This is a genomic window from Lysinibacillus zambalensis (assembly GCF_040183165.1).
GTDB lineage: Bacteria > Bacillota > Bacilli > Bacillales_A > Planococcaceae > Lysinibacillus > Lysinibacillus zambalensis.
Window position 1 is genome coordinate 175,397 of record NZ_JBEGDG010000004.1, and the last position, 16,697, is coordinate 192,093.

The window sequence follows — 16,697 nt, forward strand, 5'->3', positions numbered from 1 at the left end:
TGATTTCAATGTGCTTTTTGTATTAGATTGTAAAATCTATGCTTGTACTTTCTGCTTTCAAGGCTTATCATGAGCACACTATCGTCAATGCGCTTTTCTTATACATAGGAAATTTGTTATAATAGAAATACTAAAATGTTGTGAAATCAGGAGAGTAATTATATGAGATGTCCATCTTGCCAATTTAACGGAACGCGTGTTGTGGATTCGAGGCCAGTTGATGATAATAAAGAAATTCGTAGACGTCGTGAATGTGAGTCATGTGGCTTCCGCTTTACAACGTTTGAAAAAATTGAAGAGACACCGTTAGTTGTAGTGAAAAAAGAGGGTTCACGAGAAGAATTTAGCCGTGAAAAGGTACTTCGTGGACTTATTCGTGCTTGCGAAAAACGACCTGTTTCTCTTGAAGTTCTTGAAGGACTAGTAATGTCTATTGAAAAAGATCTTCGCCGTATTGGGAATTCTGAAGTCCGATCTGAGGATGTAGGGGAAATGGTAATGGATCGCTTAGCGAAAATCGATGAGGTTGCATATGTGCGCTTTGCATCGGTATATCGTCAATTTAAGGATATCAATGTCTTTATTGAAGAAATTAAAGAAATTATCCAACGTCAAACAGAGCAGAAATTATAGGGAATAGAGAGGGGAATGACGTTGATCCATTTGTATAAGGAATTACAGCCTGCTGATTCTTTTGACATTCGTCTACCTCATGCACTTTCTACGCAGGAACGTCAATTAGTAACGCTATTTTATCAGCCTTTAATTGGAGCGGAACCAATCAGCCTTTATTTAACATTATGGGCAGAGGCTGAGCAAATGCCAAAGCAGCAAATGACACATTATTATTTAATGAATGTGTTAGGGCTTCCTATTGGCAAAGTATTTGAGGCACGTATTGCGCTTGAAGCAATTGGCCTGTTACACACATGGAAAAAAGAAGATGATGGCGAACGGAGCTTTTTATATGAGCTGATACGTCCACTTGATGCGGATAGTTTTATGAAAGACCCACTGCTGTCGATGTTTTTATTTAGTAAAATTGGGGAGCAAGCTTATCGGAAGTTACGTCAACGTTTTATTCCATCTACAAGAGATGCAGAATTTAAAGATGTATCACGTGCCTTCATAGATGTTTTTAAGCCTGTAAGTACAAGGATTCCAGATGATTTACATGCAGATACTAGTCGTAAGGATACACAGCAAAAGATATATCCGTTTTATTTTGACCAGTTTGACTTTGAACTACTGCAAGCGGGCTTATCGGAGCAATTAGTCCCGGCAAGCCTACTAACATTTGAGGTGCGTGAAACAATAGCGAAATTAGCATTTTTATATCGCTTAACGGTACTCGATATGCAAAAGGTAGTAATTCTGGCATTAGATGATGATCTAGGTATTTCATTGGAACGTTTACGTAAGGCCGCTGCGGATTTTTATAAGCTAACGGTATCAAAAGAACCACCAAAGCTTGCTAGAGTGACTGAGCCGTCATCCGTAGAAGAACCCGGCCAAAAAACAAAGGACCAGGAGCTTCAGCAATATTTAGAGACGACTCCACCAGTGCAAGTATTGCGAGATATCAATAATGGCAAAGAACCGCTACAGACCTCCGTACAGCTTGCAGAGAGTTTAATTGTCCAGCATGGAATGCCGGTAGGGGTTGTTAATGCTCTTCTGGAATATGTAATGCTAACAACTGATATGAAGCTACCTAAGAAATATGTGGAAACGATTGCGGATCATTGGGTACGTAAAAATATTCAAACAGCAAAAGAAGCAATGGAGCTAGCACGTAAAGAACATGATAAGTACACTACGTGGAAAAATAAACCCCAGTCTTCGGCAAAAAAGAACTCTTACACAAAAAATCGCCGAGAGGAAAAAGTACCAGATTGGTTTTATAAGCGTAATGAAAAATCAGAGGAAGTATTAAAAGATACAACAAATACTGGCACTACTGATTTTGAAAAGGAAAGACAAAAGATACTGGAAAAATTAGGTAATATTCAAAATAAGGTAGGTGAATGACAATCGAACCGATTAATGGACCATTAAAAAGAGCAATTAAGGTACCATCATTTCAAGAACGATATGAAGCGATGCGTAAAGAAATATTAGAAAACCCTCGTGTGCAAGAGTTTTTAGCTGAACATATGGATGAGTTAAGCTATGATGCGGTTGAACGTAATTTACCGAAGCTCCATGAATTTATTAGTCAATCTACAGTCTGCTGTGGCTGTGACAATACAGAAAATTGTACAAATTACTTAAAAGGTTTTTTACCTACTTTACGTGTAGTAAGGAGTACTGTTGAAATTGATTATGTACGATGCGAGCAAAAGATACGTGAAGATGAGCGCCGTGATGTTGCTAATATGATAGCAAGTATGCATATGCCAAAGGATGTGCTACAAGCTACTATAAGTGATTTATTTATTGATGATCATACACGTGTTGACATTGCAAACCGTGCGGCTGATTTTGTTCAAAATGTACTAGATACAGGGAATTTGCCTTCTAAAGGCTTTTATTTGTATGGTCAATTTGGAGTGGGGAAATCTTTTGTGTTAGGCGCATTAGCTAATGAACTTGCGAAGGCTAAAGTAAAGTCAGTTGTAGTTTTTGTGCCTGAATTTTTACGAGAAATGAAAAATGCAATTGGCGATAACACATTGAATGAAAAAATAGACTATGTGAAAAAGGCACCAGTGCTAATGCTTGATGATTTAGGAGCCGAAACAATGACTGCTTGGACGCGAGATGAAATTTTAGGGACTATTTTCCATTACCGCATGGCAGAGCAATTGCCAACATTCATTACATCTAATTTTAATTACGATGAGTTGGAGCATCATTTAGGACAGTCACAAAAAGGTGACATAGAAGTCGTGAAGGCTGGACGTGTTATGGAACGTATTAAAGCCTTGACAGAGCCGATTAAAATGGGCGGGCAAAATAGACGTATGTAAGATTGGCAGTTGCATTTTATGACAATCGAGCGTATACTGTCACATATAATAATTAACTTCTTTCAACTGGTGTCCAAACACTTACTGAAAAAGTTAAAGCCTTCGGATTATGCCGAGGCATAATTGATCAAATGCATTGATGAGGACATGAATTTTGTGTAAGGCTTTTAGAGAGGGAAGTCATTGGCTGTAAGCTTCCTAGTTTGAGCACATTATTTACTACCTGCTGAGCAGCGAAAGGGATAATCTTTCGCCGGTCCCTAGCCCGTTAGCTAGCCTTGAGCTTCGTCTGACTATAAAAAGTCGGAAGGAAGAAGGGTGGAACCACGAGCATACGCTTCGTCCCTTTCGTAGGGACGGAGCTTTTTTTATTTTCGTTCAGTGGAAAATAGTGGTGAACGAATGCGGATGTAGTTCCTTTTCAGTGAGTGTCCAAACACCTATTGAATGAGGATCAATTCCGGGGATTCTTTGACTTCAATCATGCATCACAACAAAACTATAAGGAGTGCAGAAAAATGTCAGATATGATTAAATTAACTTTCCCAGATGGCGCTGTAAAGGAATTTGCAAAAGGCACATCTACTGATGACGTAGCATTATCGATTAGCCCAGGACTTCGTAAAAAAGCATATGCGGGTAAAGTAAATGGTGTCTTAGTCGATTTAAAAACACCAATTGAAGAGGATGCAACAATCTCAATTATTACTCAGGATGATGAGGAAGCACTGGAAATCTTACGTCACTCTACTGCGCACTTAACAGCACAAGCGATTAAACGTTTATACCCAGATGTTAAACTTGGTATCGGTCCAGTTATTGAAGGTGGCTTCTACTACGATATCGATTCACCAACTCCAATCACTGCTGAAGACTTACCAACAATCGAAAAAGAAATGAAAAAAATTATCGCTGAAAACCTAGAGATAGAGCGCAAAAATGTTAGCCGTGCAGAAGCACAAGCGATCTATGAAAAAATCGGCGATGAATATAAATTAGAATTACTTGAAGCGATTCCAGCAGATGAGCAAGTTTCTATTTACCATCAAGGTGAATTTTTCGACCTTTGCCGTGGTATCCACGCACCATCAACTGGCAAGCTTCGTGAGTTTAAACTTCTTTCATTAGCTGGTGCTTACTGGAGAGGTAACTCAGATAACAAAATGCTACAACGTATTTATGGTACAGCTTTCTTTAAAAAAGAAGAATTAAAACATCACCTACAAATGCTTGAAGAAGCAAAAGAACGTGATCACCGTAAAATCGGTAAAGAATTAGAGTTATTTACAACTTCTCAAAAAGTTGGTCAAGGTTTACCGCTATGGCTACCAAACGGTGCGACAATCCGTCGTGTTATTGAGCGCTATATTGTAGATAAAGAATTATCTCTTGGTTATAAGCATGTTTATACACCAGTACTTGGTTCTAAAGAGCTGTATCAAACTTCTGGTCACTGGGATCATTACCAAGACTCTATTTTCCCACCAATGGAAATGGACAATGAAACATTAATTATGCGTCCGATGAACTGTCCTCACCATATGATGGTGTACAAAAACAGCAAGCATTCTTATCGTAACCTACCATTACGTATTGCTGAGCTTGGTACAATGCACCGTTACGAAATGTCAGGTGCTGTTTCAGGTTTACAACGTGTACGCGGGATGACTTTAAATGATGCACATATTTTCGTTCGTCCAGACCAAATTAAAGTGGAATTCCAAAAAGTAGTACAGTTAATTTTAGAAGTTTACAAAGACTTCGATTTAAATGATTACTCATTCCGTTTATCTTACCGTGACCCAGCGGATACTGAAAAATACTTCGACGACGATGCAATGTGGGAAAAAGCACAAAGCATGTTAAAAGAGGCAATGGATGAGCTTGGCTTAGATTACTTTGAAGCTGAAGGTGAAGCGGCATTCTACGGTCCTAAACTAGACGTGCAAGTAAAAACTGCAATTGGTAAAGAAGAAACTTTATCAACAGTTCAGCTTGACTTCTTATTACCAGAACGCTTTGACTTAACTTATGTAGGAGAAGATGGTAAACCACATCGTCCAGTTGTTATTCACCGTGGTGTAGTATCAACTATGGAACGCTTCGTTGCCTTCTTAATCGAAGAATACAAAGGTGCATTCCCAACATGGTTAGCACCAGTACAAGTTGAAGTCATTCCAGTTTCAAACGAAGCACACTTTGATTATGCTAAACAAATTGAAGAGCAATTAACTGCAGCAGGCTTACGTGTTGAAATGGATGACCGTGAAGAGAAACTAGGTTACAAAATTCGTGAAGCACAAATGAAAAAAATCCCGTATATGCTTGTTATCGGAGATAAAGAAGTAGAGGCTGCTGGCGTAAACGTACGTCGTTACGGCTCAAAAGATTCAGAAACAATTAGCTTCCAAGACTTCTTATCTAACATTAAAGCAGAAATTACAAAATAATTTTAACTTCTATTAGCATGATGGTTGATATAAGTTAATTGAAGTGAAGACTGGACGACTCCATGGGGGATTGGCGTCACAGATGTGACCATGTAGCGCATCGGACGCCCCCAGGAAGCTCTGTTCTGTGCGAAAGCGAAGCGGCAGCAACAAATGTTTTACCTGTGCGAAAGCGAAGCGGCAGCAACAAATGTTTTACCTGTGCGAAAGCGAAGCGGCAGCAACAAATGTTTTACCTGTGCGAAAGCGAAGCGGCAGCAACAAAGCGCCCAGCCGGAACGGAAATCAACGACCTCACATCAGGATGATAACCACTATAATGGTTTAGATTAAAAGTTTTTAGGTTACTTTATCTTCATTCAGAAGAAGATTCCCACTTCTAAAGGTGTAGAGATAAATGGGTATGTGGTTCCTTTTTAGTGTGTATCCAAACTCATACTAAATGAAGATAAATCCTCCGGCGGATGTCACGGATTTTGAAAGGAATGAATTGTGCTGGCACAATTCAAAATCCGGACGCAATTACGCCAAGGCGAAATTGTTTTAGAAATAAGCTAAAAAACATTTGACAGCATATTAAAGTACATGTTAATATAGTTAAGGTTAATGAATACAAAGTTTGTGGTTGAAGTAGAGGCTGCCCGCTTCTCACCTGATACAACGCTCTTGGGCTGTGAACAGGTATGACACGTTGAATTGTTTTGCGTAGACTTGCGCATGCACATATAGCGGGCGGACATCTTCAAAGTGTCCGCCCTTTTTTTATGGACATGACAAGATGATGTACCGTTCAACCGGGCAAGACTTTGCCCAAACCATGTATTCGCGACAACTACTTGGAGGTGGATTACTATTAGCAAAGACATGTATGTAAACGAAGGCATTCGCGCACGTGAACTTCGATTAATCGATCACAATGGTGACCAGCTTGGTGTAAAGACACGTAACGAAGCGCTAGAAATCGCCACTCGTGTAAACTTGGATCTTGTCCTTGTGGCCCCTCAAGCCAAGCCGCCAGTCGCTCGTATCATGGACTATGGTAAATTTAAGTTTGAACAGCAAAAGAAAGACCGCGAAATTCGTAAAAATCAAAAGGTCATCGTAATGAAAGAGGTTCGTCTGAGCCCAACAATCGATGAGCATGATTTCCAAACGAAGCTACGTAATGCGATTAAATTCCTTGAAAAAGGTGATAAAGTTAAATGTAGCTTACGTTTCAAAGGTCGTGCGATTACACATAAAGACATTGGTCAACGTGTGTTAGATCGTTTTGCTGAAGCTTGTGCTGAAGTATCGACGGTTGAACAAAAACCGAAGATGGAAGGCCGAAGCATGTTCTTAGTTCTTCAACCAAAGAACGAGAAATAATATTAGACGAACAGTTTAGGAGGAATTCGACATGCCAAAAATGAAAACTCACCGTGGAGCTGCGAAACGTTTCAAAAAAACGGGTTCAGGTAAATTAAAATATGACCGTGCTTATGGAAGCCACTTATTCGCAAACAAATCTACAAAACAAAAACGTCACCTACGTAAAGCAAACATCGTTTCATCTGGTGACTTCAAACGCATCAAATCATTACTTGTTTACATGAAATAATTTGACAACACAAAATAACTAATATTCATTTTTTAATGAAAAGCAGGAGGTAATTCATATGCCACGCGTAAAAGGCGGAACAGTGACGCGCAAACGTCGTAAAAAAGTATTGAAATTAGCTAAAGGTTACTACGGTTCAAAACATACATTATATAAAGTTGCTAACCAAGCAGTAATGAAGTCAGGTCAATATGCATACCGTGACCGTCGTCAGAAAAAACGTGATTTCCGTAAATTATGGATCACTCGTATCAACGCAGCTGCTCGCATGAACGGTCTTTCATACAGCCGTTTAATGCACGGATTAAAAGTTGCTGGTATCGAAGTTAACCGTAAAATGTTAGCTGACCTAGCTGTAACTGATGCAGCAGCATTCACTCAATTAGCAGACACTGCAAAAAAAGCAGTAGCTAAGTAATTTTTGACAAAGTTATTGAAAGACTGATGGATTTATCCGTCAGTCTTTTTTGTGTTAGAGTAGTAGTAAATAGAAAATTTAAAGGAGTATTCAATGGGACAGGCATTATTAGCGTATATGGCGATTGTTTCTATCGTCCTGCTTGTTATGATGGGCATGGATAAATCAAAAGCAAAAAAACATGAATGGCGTATTGCAGAACGTTCACTATTTACATTAGCAATTGCTGGAGGTGCAGTAGGTGGCGTGCTAGGAATGTATTTATTCCGTCATAAAACACGACATAACAGCTTTGCATTTGGTTTCCCAATGCTAGCAGCTATTCAAATTTTTATCCTAGTACAATTATGGTGATATAACCGGAAAATGTTCCGACAAATCACAAAAAGATTCCGATAAAACCTGAGAATGTTCCGATAAATAAAAACACATCCTCATTCTGAGGATGTGTTGTGCATAAGCTTTTCAATGGGCTGCTTCCAATTTATTTTTGCGCTCGGATAGTTCAATAGAATTTCTTGCTGTAAGTATACAAAGTCTTTTTTCGTAAAACCTTGCAGTGTAGCGGCGTCACGGGCGCCAACGAAAATCGTCACAACTTCAAAGGCATCTTCAGTCGTGCCGAGGTATTTTTCACCTTCGAAAAGAGCACCCTTGTAAGAGATGAAGAAATTTTTCCGGACATTTTTGACGTCATCATAAAAATAATATTGGCCTTTTTCATAGGCCTCATCAAGTTTTCGCTTAGGATCGGTTATATAACGAATCGCTTTATAAAATACATAGATAATAAGCGTAATAACAGCAAGACGAATAAGTAACGGCAACATTTTTAATTTCCCCCTTGAAGAAAGGTTATTCCTTCCTATACGATTGTAAGGGACAATTAGTTTCACTTTATATAAATATTTTTAAGAAATTTAGGAGAAAAATATGAATTTACAAAAATTGTTTAAAATGCAAAAAGAGCTTGATGATTTCATCGAAAAAACACAAAATATTGAACGTGATGTATTTAAAGAAAAAGGTTTAGCCTTAATGGTAGAGCTAGCCGAACTTGCAAACGAGACACGTTGCTTTAAGTTTTGGAGCACAAAGGGAGCTTCAGAACGTGATGTGATTCTAGAAGAATATGTGGATTCGATTCATTTTATATTATCACTTGGCCTATTAAAAGGTTTTACAGCGATAGAAAAATGGCCAGTGATTGAAGAGAAGAGAGATTTAACAGAGACATTTTTAATGACACAAGACAATATTTTAAGTTTTATTAGTCAACCAACTGAGGATAGATATTTAGTGATCTGGCAATGCTATGGATTACTTGCGTATAATCTAGGCTTTACGTTTGAGGACGTAGTTGCGGCATATATAGAGAAAAATGAAGAAAATTATAATCGTCAGCGTTCGGGGTATTAAAGTAAGAAATCCAACAATTTTCAGACGATTTAACTAGGAATATTTCGGTAAACGAAGTATAATAGAGGAGATATAAGAGTCGGGAGGTAAAAGGATGACACAGCTAGATTCAACATTACAAATGTTTAAAGATTTAACAGATGCGAATGGTATTGCAGGTAATGAACGTGCACCGCGCGAGGTCATGAAAAAATACATTGGACCATATGCAGACTTAGTTGAACAGGATAATTTAGGTAGCGTCATTGCTAAAAAAGTTGGCGATGAAAATGGCCCTAAAATTATGGTTGCAGGTCATTTAGATGAAGTAGGCTTCATGGTTACTCAAATCGATGACAAAGGGTTCATCAAATTTCAAACTGTAGGCGGCTGGTGGAGCCAAGTTATGCTTGCACAGCGTGTAACAATTACAACACGTAAAGGCGATGAAATTATTGGGGTTATTGGTTCTAAGCCACCTCATATTTTACCAGCAGATGTACGTAACAAAGTGGTAGACATTAAAGACATGTTTATCGATGTTGGTGCAGCTTCAAAAGAAGAAGTGCTTGAATGGGGCGTACGTCCTGGCGATATGGTAACACCATATTTCGAATTTAATGTGATGAAAAACGAAAAATACTTATTAGCAAAAGCATGGGATAACCGCATTGGTTGTGCAATTGCCATTGATGTTATGAAAGCTTTGCAAAATGAAAAGCATCCAAACATCCTTTATTCTGTAGGGAATGTTCAAGAGGAAGTAGGACTTCGTGGTGCGAAAACAGCTACACATAAAATCCAACCAGATATCGGATTTGCTGTCGATGTAGGTGTAGCAGGAGACACACCAGGAGTAACTGCAAAAGAATCAACTAGTAAAATGGGTGCTGGTCCACAAATCGTTGTTTACGATGCATCGATGGTCTCACACCGTGGCTTACGTGAATTCGTATTAGATGTGGCTGATGAGCACAATATTCCATATCAATTCGAGGCAATGGCTGGTGGCGGTACAGATGCTGGTTCTATCCACGTAACTGCAAATGGTATACCAGCACTATCAATCGGTATTGCTACACGTTACATCCATTCACATGCAGGTATTTTACATCGTGATGATTATGATAATGCTGTAAAATTAATGGTGGAAGTTATTAAAAAATTAGACCGTGATGCAGTGAATAAAATTATTTTTGACTAAGCGTGGAAAGAACTAAATAGATATACCATAATTTTGCCTTCTAACAAAAATGTTAGGAGGCTTTTTTGAAAAATAAAGGACTTGCATACTAGAAGTTCAATCATACACGCCTGTTAAAGATACCGAGACGATATGGGGAGGTCTAATTCCTGAGTACCAATATTTGTAAATGTGTTACACTCTAGATATAATAACTGATTATTCAGTTATTCAACTGATTGGGTAGGGTTAGTGAAAGAAGTACTTGGAATAATGTTGCGATTTGGACGCAAAGTGATGGGGGAGTAGTATGTTTATAGTTAGAACAGCTATTTTATGGATTATTATATCAACGATCATTAATGCATATTTAATGACATTACCCATACCTGTTTTACGAAAAAGAGATTATCCGGCTAGCTATCTAATTAAACACAATAATAGGATAGATATACAAAACAATAGGGAATGTGCAGCGTTTTCAACAGCATATGTGTTGCGTCATTTTGGAATGGAGGCCGATGGTGATGAGTTATATACTAATTTCCCTAGTAAAACGAGGTCAGGCAATGTATATCCAAAGGGAATCCGTACGGTGTTAAGAAAAAAGGGATTTAAAACAAGCTATTATAAAGGAAATATAAATACATTAAAGTACGAAATTAGTAAAGGGACTCCCGTAATTGTTTTTATTAAAGTACATAAGGATCGTAATAATTTGCATTTTGTCCCTGTCGTAGGATATGACAAGGAGTATGTCTACCTTTCAGAATCACTAAGGGAACTGGCGAATTGTAATGATGATAACAATAGCTATAATCGAAAAGTTCCTATTAATGAATTTAGGAAATTGTGGAATGTGAAAAATATTAATATGGTTCATTATAGCAATACTTACATAACTGTAGACGCCACACAGAGCTAATGATATTTTTACTCTAACAGCCCTCAAACTTAAATATTTGAGGGCTGTTTTTTATGTCGATAAACTAAGAAGGTTAGGTGATAAATTCAAAATTGTTATCGATATTTTAACAAAAGATAAATTCATATAATCATCTATTGAACCTTTAAAAGCTGCAATATATCTTTACCAATTTGACTAGGGTTTGCCGCCAAAATAGGAGATCGATAATTTGATAAAACAACGACGCCTGTTTGTTGTGCTTTATCAAAACCTAAATAACTAGAGAAAGCTTTCGTCGAACCATTATGCCAAATGATATTGTGATCGAGTTGCCATCCTAGACCAATACCTATATTTTCTGAAAAAGTTTCAGTCGTTTGATGGGTTAATGTATAACCTAAATTTTCATCACTTAAATGTACTTTCGTAAATTTTAATAGATCATTAACAGTTGAACGGACTGCCCCTGCTGCCATAAATTCATTCATTTGGAGTGGTGGCTTTTTATGTCCAAGGATAGTATATCCTTGCAATACTGCCTCTGCTTGATCGGTAGGGATAGAGATAAACGTATTTGGCATATTTAAAGGATCTGTTAATCTTTGTTTGATAGCAGTTTCAAAATCAGTATGAAGTGTATTAGCTAAAATATATCCTAAAAGCCCCATTCCTACATTAGAATATCGAAATTTAACTTTTGGCTCGTCTGTATGCGTTATAAAATAATGTATAGTCTCGTCCAGTGAATATTGACAAAAAGGATCACGAGGTGTTTGCGCATCAAAAACATTGTAAATGTTCTTCAGCACGCCTATTCCCGGTAGCCCAGAAGTATGATTGGCTAAACGTTTGAGGGTAACTGGATGAGTATCGGGAATTGTGGAAAAGTATTTGCCTATAGAATCTTCGACATGGATTTTTCCTTCCTGAATCATTTCCCCTAATATGGATGTAGTAAAAACTTTAGAAATCGAGCCAACTTCATATATATAAGACTTTTCTTCCAGTATAAAATTCGAGCCACCGAAAGTAAAAGTAGCTTCCTGACCTTGAGAAATGATACCAATGGATAAAGCAACATTTGGGCGAGTTTTTATATAAGGATAAGCAATTTTAAAAATGTCCTTTTTTAAATTATGTAAATCCACAAGAATACCTCCATTATGAACGCTTATTTTTTTCCTGCTCCTCTGAAATAATAGAATGTAATTTCGAAAGTATGTCCTTTAATTGTAACAAAGTCCTCTCGATGGAGCTTTGAATAATATTTATAAATAAGAGCAAGCTCAATTTCCTCCTGCTTTTGAAAATAAGGATGCCCCTGTTCATCTAGTTCTATAATCACTAATCTACGATCCTTTTTACTCATAGTTCTTTTTATAAAACTTTCTTGCTCCAGCCTATTTACTAATTGGCTAACAGCACTCGCGGATGTCCCCATTAACTTTGCTAATTCATAAGTTTGAAGGGGCCTTTCGTCTGAAGAAGATTTAAAAATACCGCTTGTTTTGTAGTTAATGTTTCATCCAACAAAGAGGAAAATTCTTCGGTTAACCTTAAATTGGTTTCATATTAACTTGATTAATCTCCTTAATAAGATGTACCAATTCCTTATCCATACGTTTTACCACCAAAATAATTAATATATATAAATTATAAATATGTATTAACAATAATGCAATTTCCTTGAATATGCATAAATATTCGATTATTCGCATTTTTGACACATCGGAAGATAAAATTCTAACTTTTTAAAATAAACATAAAAATTCAGTTGATTTTATAATTATGCATTGTTATACTAATCCCAACAGCAACGAAACAAGGAGTGAAGGCTATGAAATTACTTGAGGAAGTACAGCTAAAGTTAGTAACTAGCTTAAAAGATAAGGACTTATTAACCCTGCTAGACTATACAAGTGAAGAGGTTCAGCAGTTAGTTGAGTTATCGACACAGCTAAAAATGATTACTAAAGAAGGAAAATGTCCGAAGCTACTTGAAGGTAAGACACTCGGTATGATTTTTGAAAAACATTCAACTCGTACTCGTATTTCATTTGAAGTAGGTATGAACCAATTGGGCGGAAAAGGTATGTTTATGCATGCACGTGATTTACAGATTGGTCGCGGTGAATCTGTTTATGATACAGCACATGTGCTATCAGGTTATTTAGATGGCATTATGATTCGAGCGAATTCTCATGCAATGGTTGCAGAGCTTGCAGAGCATGCATCTATACCGGTAATAAATGGATTAACGGATATTTATCACCCATGCCAAGCTTTAGCGGATTTAGAAACAATCTTTGAACATAAAGGTGAACTAAAAGGGCTTAAAATTGCGTATGTTGGAGATGGCAACAACGTGGCACACTCATTAGTAGTCGCTTCAGCGCATGTAGGAATGAATGTGGCAGTGGCAACACCGGTTGGCTATGAATGTGACGCAGAAGTGATTGCGAAGGCACAGGCTATCGCAGCAGCAAATGGTAGCATAATTACAATTACAAATGATCCTGTGGAAGCAGTTTTAAACGCGGACGTAGTATACGCTGATGTATGGACGTCAATGGGGCAAGAAGAGGAAACTGCAAAACGTTTACAAGATTTTACTGGGTACCAAATAAATGATGAGCTTGTCGCATACGCAAAGCCGAATTATATGTTCTTGCACTGTTTACCAGCCCATCGTGAAGAAGAAGTAGCGTCATCTGTTATTGATGGTCCGAATTCCTATATTTTTGAGCAAGCTGAAAACAGACTTCATGCGCAAAAAGCGGTACTTGCATCAATTCTAGCATAGAACTTTAATTGCTCTACATTGAGTAAGCACAAATTTGCTTTATAGCTATACTTCTCGATTTGAGAAGTACTATATAGACAGAGTTCATATTGGCAACAGGGGGTGTCAATGTGAATAACATAACGGTGGTTGCAGACAGAGGGCTGTAAACCACGCGCGATGTATGTGATCAAGATGGATGACCACATCGCTACATAATAAAGTAACCTGGGAGACGCTAGGTTGCTTTTTTCTTGTTACGCTGCCTTTCAAGGGCGCTCTTTGAATAAACAGTTACTTTGTAAAAATATAAAACCTAGTTTTCCAATCTTTTATAGAGAATTAAAACAATTATCTATATAATAAGATAAATAAGTAATTTGAGGAGGGCTCCGGTTGAACATTGATCATATCGAGGCATTTTTATATGTCGTGCATTATAAAAGTATCCATAAGGCCGCCAATGCATTATTTTTATCTCAACCGACTGTGACGGCTCGTATTAAATCATTGGAGCGAGAGTTGAATGTCGAGTTATTCCATCGCGATGGGCGAAGTGTAATATTATCAGATAAAGGGAAGGACTTTGTTCCATTTGCGACACAGATTGTGGAAACTTTTCAACGAGGGAAAAAACAATTAGAGGAAACGCAGGAATCTGATAAGGTGTGCATTGGTACAAATGGAGTCACAGCACAATATTTTTTAGCTTACGCTTTGCCGAAATGGAAGAAAGACTTTCCGCATTTGCATTTTCAAATCATCACAGGTTCAACAGCGGTAATTTTAGAGAAACTGCAAAGTCACCAAATCAATATGGGTCTTATTCAATATGTTCATACGGAAGGAATTTACAATGAGCTATTGCTAAGTAATGCGGTTAAACTTGTGATGCATCGGGAGCACCCCTTTATACAAAATAATGTAATGAATGCAAAGGAACTGGCACGACAGAAAATGGTGTTTTTTGAATGTGGGGCTTTTGATTGGAATTATGTGCATAAAATGTTTGAGGTAGAGGGCGTATCAGCAAATATTGAAGTGCGAACGGATCATTTAGAAGTAGCGAAAGAATTTATCCGTACAAGGGAGTATATGAGCTTCTTACCACATCTTTGTGTAAAAAAAGAGCTTGAAAATGGTGAATTTGTTGAGGTTGATGTTAAGCATTTACTTGATATGAATCAGCACATTTTTTTAACGTATAAAAATAAAGAGACGCTCGCACCAGCTTTTTGGAAAACAATAGTAGAGACAGCTGTACAATTTGAAAGCCTTCAAGAAAATTTAGCTACTTTCAGCAGTGGTCAACCACTTCCTTAGGTGGTGAGATGAATGCGGGTGTCCGGATTCGGCTTTGTACTTGCACAAAGAACTCCTTTCCGATTCCGTAATATCCGCCGGAGGCTTACGATTATGCCGAGACATAATTGATATTGATAAAATATTTTATAAGACAGTAAAATTTTTTCTATTATGTAGCCCATTGCAAATTGTATAAATGAACGGTATTATCTTCCTCAATCCTATTTTATTTATGATTTCATAAATAAAGTATTTTTTTAAACTTAAAACATACTTAACCACTATGTTTAGTAAAAATAAAATTTGAGGAGGAGTAAATATGGTGAGACAGGACAAAATTCGATTCGGGGCTATTATTCATGGTGTAGGTGGTAATATTTCAAGCTGGCGTCATCCTAAGGTTGCTAGCAATCAAAGTGTAAGCTTGCCGTTTTATATTCAACAGGCACAAAAGGCTGAGCAAGGGAAATTTGATGTTGCTTTTATTGCGGATGGTTTGTTCATCAATGAAAAATCGATTCCTCATTTTTTAAATCGATTCGAGCCACTAACTATTCTTTCGGCGCTAGCAGTAGCAACTAAAAACATCGGGTTAGTAGGCACTGTATCAACCTCCTATAGCGAACCATTTACAGTGGCGCGTCAATTTGCCTCGTTAGATCACATTAGTGGGGGGCGTGCAGGATGGAATGTTGTCACGACCCCGTTAGAAAGCACTGCCTTAAACTACAATAAAACAATTGAGCAGCACCCTAGTCACGCAGAGCGCTATCTTATTGCTGAGGAATATTTAGAAGTGGCAAGGGGATTATGGGATTCATGGGATGACGATGCTTTCATTGCAGATGTAGAAAATGATGTATTTTTTGATCCGACTAAGCTACACACATTAAATCATCAGGGCCAATATTTTTCAGTACAAGGTCCGCTAAATATTGCGCGCTCTAAGCAAGGGCAGCCCGTTATTTTCCAAGCGGGTTCTTCAGATGCAGGAATTCGATTAGCCGCAAAGGATGCAGACGCAATCTTTACACATGGTACGTCATTAGAAGAGTCACAGAAATTTTATAAAAGAGTAAAGACTGAGGTTGCAGCATTTGGACGCAATCCAGATGAAGTTAAAATTTTCCCAGGAATTTCTCCGATTATTGGCGATACGCTCGAGGAAGCGGAAGCGAAGTATCAAGAAATCGTTGAGCTCGTTTCGATAGAGCGTGCACTTGCTTATCTTGGTCGATATTTCGATCATCATGATTTTACACAATATGATGTAGATGCTCCGTTCCCAGAGCTTGGTGAAATAGGAGCAAATAGCTTTAAAAGTACGACTGATTATATTAAAAAATATGCCAAACTAGAAGAGTTAACATTGCGACAAGTTGCTTTACGTGAAGCAACCCCAAAAACGGCGTTCTTTGGCACAGCAGAGCATGTTGCTAATTTCGTACAGGAATGGTTTGAACAAGAGGCGGCTGATGGTTTTATTATAGGTGTTACTGTACCTGGAGCACTGGAGGATTTTGTAGATAAGGTTGTGCCGATTTTACAGGCTAGAGGGCTATATCGTGAAGAATACGAGGCAGACACATTACGTGGTAACTTAGGTTTACCATTTAAAGAAAGCCGTTATATCAAACAATCTGTCTAAAAACCTAGTAAACATATATGAGTAATTGTATTTA

General features: G+C 37.7%; 17 protein-coding genes. 14 read left to right on the forward strand and 3 right to left on the reverse strand.

Going from position 1 to position 16,697, the window contains the following annotated elements; all coding sequences use genetic code 11:
* Positions 1-162 precede the first annotated feature (162 nt).
* From nrdR to ABNX05_RS07985, 8 genes are all read left to right on the forward strand, one after another.
* A complete protein-coding gene (gene nrdR / locus ABNX05_RS07950) occupies positions 163-633 on the forward strand; it encodes a transcriptional regulator NrdR (protein WP_049667519.1) in 471 nt (156 codons plus the stop codon).
* Between the two features lie 15 nt (positions 634-648).
* Positions 649-2,031: a replication initiation and membrane attachment family protein gene (locus tag ABNX05_RS07955; protein ID WP_349659229.1), complete on the forward strand. Its 1,383-nt coding sequence runs from the start codon at positions 649-651 to the stop codon at positions 2,029-2,031.
* 2 nt (positions 2,032-2,033) lie between these two features.
* Positions 2,034-2,972 carry a primosomal protein DnaI gene (gene dnaI, locus ABNX05_RS07960; protein WP_349659312.1) on the forward strand — a complete coding sequence of 313 codons (939 nt, stop codon included), beginning with the start codon at positions 2,034-2,036 and terminating at the stop codon, positions 2,970-2,972.
* A gap of 518 nt (positions 2,973-3,490) precedes the next feature.
* Complete coding sequence (gene thrS, locus ABNX05_RS07965) at positions 3,491-5,422, forward strand: threonine--tRNA ligase (RefSeq protein WP_349659230.1); 1,932 nt, start codon at positions 3,491-3,493, stop codon at positions 5,420-5,422.
* Between the two features lie 864 nt (positions 5,423-6,286).
* On the forward strand, positions 6,287-6,790 hold the full coding sequence (gene infC, locus ABNX05_RS07970; RefSeq protein ID WP_024363824.1) for a translation initiation factor IF-3: 504 nt from the start codon (positions 6,287-6,289) through the stop codon (positions 6,788-6,790).
* Between the two features lie 31 nt (positions 6,791-6,821).
* Positions 6,822-7,022 (forward strand): 50S ribosomal protein L35, encoded by a 201-nt coding sequence (gene rpmI, locus ABNX05_RS07975; RefSeq protein ID WP_004226312.1) that lies wholly within the window; start codon positions 6,822-6,824, stop codon positions 7,020-7,022.
* A gap of 58 nt (positions 7,023-7,080) precedes the next feature.
* Positions 7,081-7,440, forward strand: coding sequence for a 50S ribosomal protein L20 (gene rplT, locus ABNX05_RS07980; protein WP_053592414.1), 360 nt, complete (start codon positions 7,081-7,083; stop codon positions 7,438-7,440).
* A 93-nt stretch (positions 7,441-7,533) separates the two neighbouring features.
* A complete protein-coding gene (locus ABNX05_RS07985; RefSeq protein ID WP_349659231.1) occupies positions 7,534-7,794 on the forward strand; it encodes a DUF1294 domain-containing protein in 261 nt (86 codons plus the stop codon).
* An 80-nt stretch (positions 7,795-7,874) separates the two neighbouring features.
* On the opposite strand, the gene ABNX05_RS07990 is transcribed toward ABNX05_RS07985, so the two are convergent.
* The gene (locus tag ABNX05_RS07990; protein WP_079561567.1) at positions 7,875-8,270 is read right to left on the reverse strand and encodes a sigma-w pathway protein ysdB; all 396 of its coding nucleotides are present in this window, start codon (positions 8,268-8,270) and stop codon (positions 7,875-7,877) included.
* 103 nt (positions 8,271-8,373) lie between these two features.
* Between ABNX05_RS07990 and ABNX05_RS07995 the strand changes: the two genes are divergently transcribed.
* The 3 genes from ABNX05_RS07995 (at position 8,374) to ABNX05_RS08005 (ending at position 10,946) form a co-directional block, all read left to right on the forward strand.
* Positions 8,374-8,859 carry a dUTP diphosphatase gene (locus ABNX05_RS07995; RefSeq protein ID WP_349659232.1) on the forward strand — a complete coding sequence of 162 codons (486 nt, stop codon included), beginning with the start codon at positions 8,374-8,376 and terminating at the stop codon, positions 8,857-8,859.
* A gap of 94 nt (positions 8,860-8,953) precedes the next feature.
* The gene (locus ABNX05_RS08000) at positions 8,954-10,042 is read left to right on the forward strand and encodes a M42 family metallopeptidase (RefSeq protein WP_079561565.1); all 1,089 of its coding nucleotides are present in this window, start codon (positions 8,954-8,956) and stop codon (positions 10,040-10,042) included.
* Positions 10,043-10,331: 289 nt separating this feature from the next.
* Entirely contained in the window at positions 10,332-10,946 is a 615-nt protein-coding gene (locus ABNX05_RS08005) for a cysteine peptidase family C39 domain-containing protein (RefSeq protein WP_349659233.1), read from the forward strand.
* A 134-nt stretch (positions 10,947-11,080) separates the two neighbouring features.
* Here the strand turns inward: ABNX05_RS08005 and ABNX05_RS08010 are convergent, their stop codons facing one another.
* Both ABNX05_RS08010 and ABNX05_RS08015 read right to left on the reverse strand, forming a co-directional pair.
* Positions 11,081-12,076, reverse strand: coding sequence for a serine hydrolase domain-containing protein (locus tag ABNX05_RS08010; protein WP_349659234.1), 996 nt, complete (start codon positions 12,074-12,076; stop codon positions 11,081-11,083).
* A gap of 23 nt (positions 12,077-12,099) precedes the next feature.
* Positions 12,100-12,447 carry a MarR family transcriptional regulator gene (locus ABNX05_RS08015; protein ID WP_349659313.1) on the reverse strand — a complete coding sequence of 116 codons (348 nt, stop codon included), beginning with the start codon at positions 12,445-12,447 and terminating at the stop codon, positions 12,100-12,102.
* A gap of 318 nt (positions 12,448-12,765) precedes the next feature.
* On the opposite strand from ABNX05_RS08015, the gene argF reads away from it, so the two are divergent.
* From argF to ABNX05_RS08030, 3 genes are all read left to right on the forward strand, one after another.
* Positions 12,766-13,731, forward strand: a complete 966-nt coding sequence (argF, locus tag ABNX05_RS08020) for an ornithine carbamoyltransferase (protein WP_349659235.1) — start codon at positions 12,766-12,768, stop codon at positions 13,729-13,731.
* Positions 13,732-14,106: 375 nt separating this feature from the next.
* Positions 14,107-15,033: a LysR family transcriptional regulator gene (locus ABNX05_RS08025; RefSeq protein WP_349659236.1), complete on the forward strand. Its 927-nt coding sequence runs from the start codon at positions 14,107-14,109 to the stop codon at positions 15,031-15,033.
* A 301-nt stretch (positions 15,034-15,334) separates the two neighbouring features.
* Positions 15,335-16,663, forward strand: coding sequence for an LLM class flavin-dependent oxidoreductase (locus tag ABNX05_RS08030; protein ID WP_349659237.1), 1,329 nt, complete (start codon positions 15,335-15,337; stop codon positions 16,661-16,663).
* The last annotated feature ends 34 nt before the right edge of the window (positions 16,664-16,697 follow it).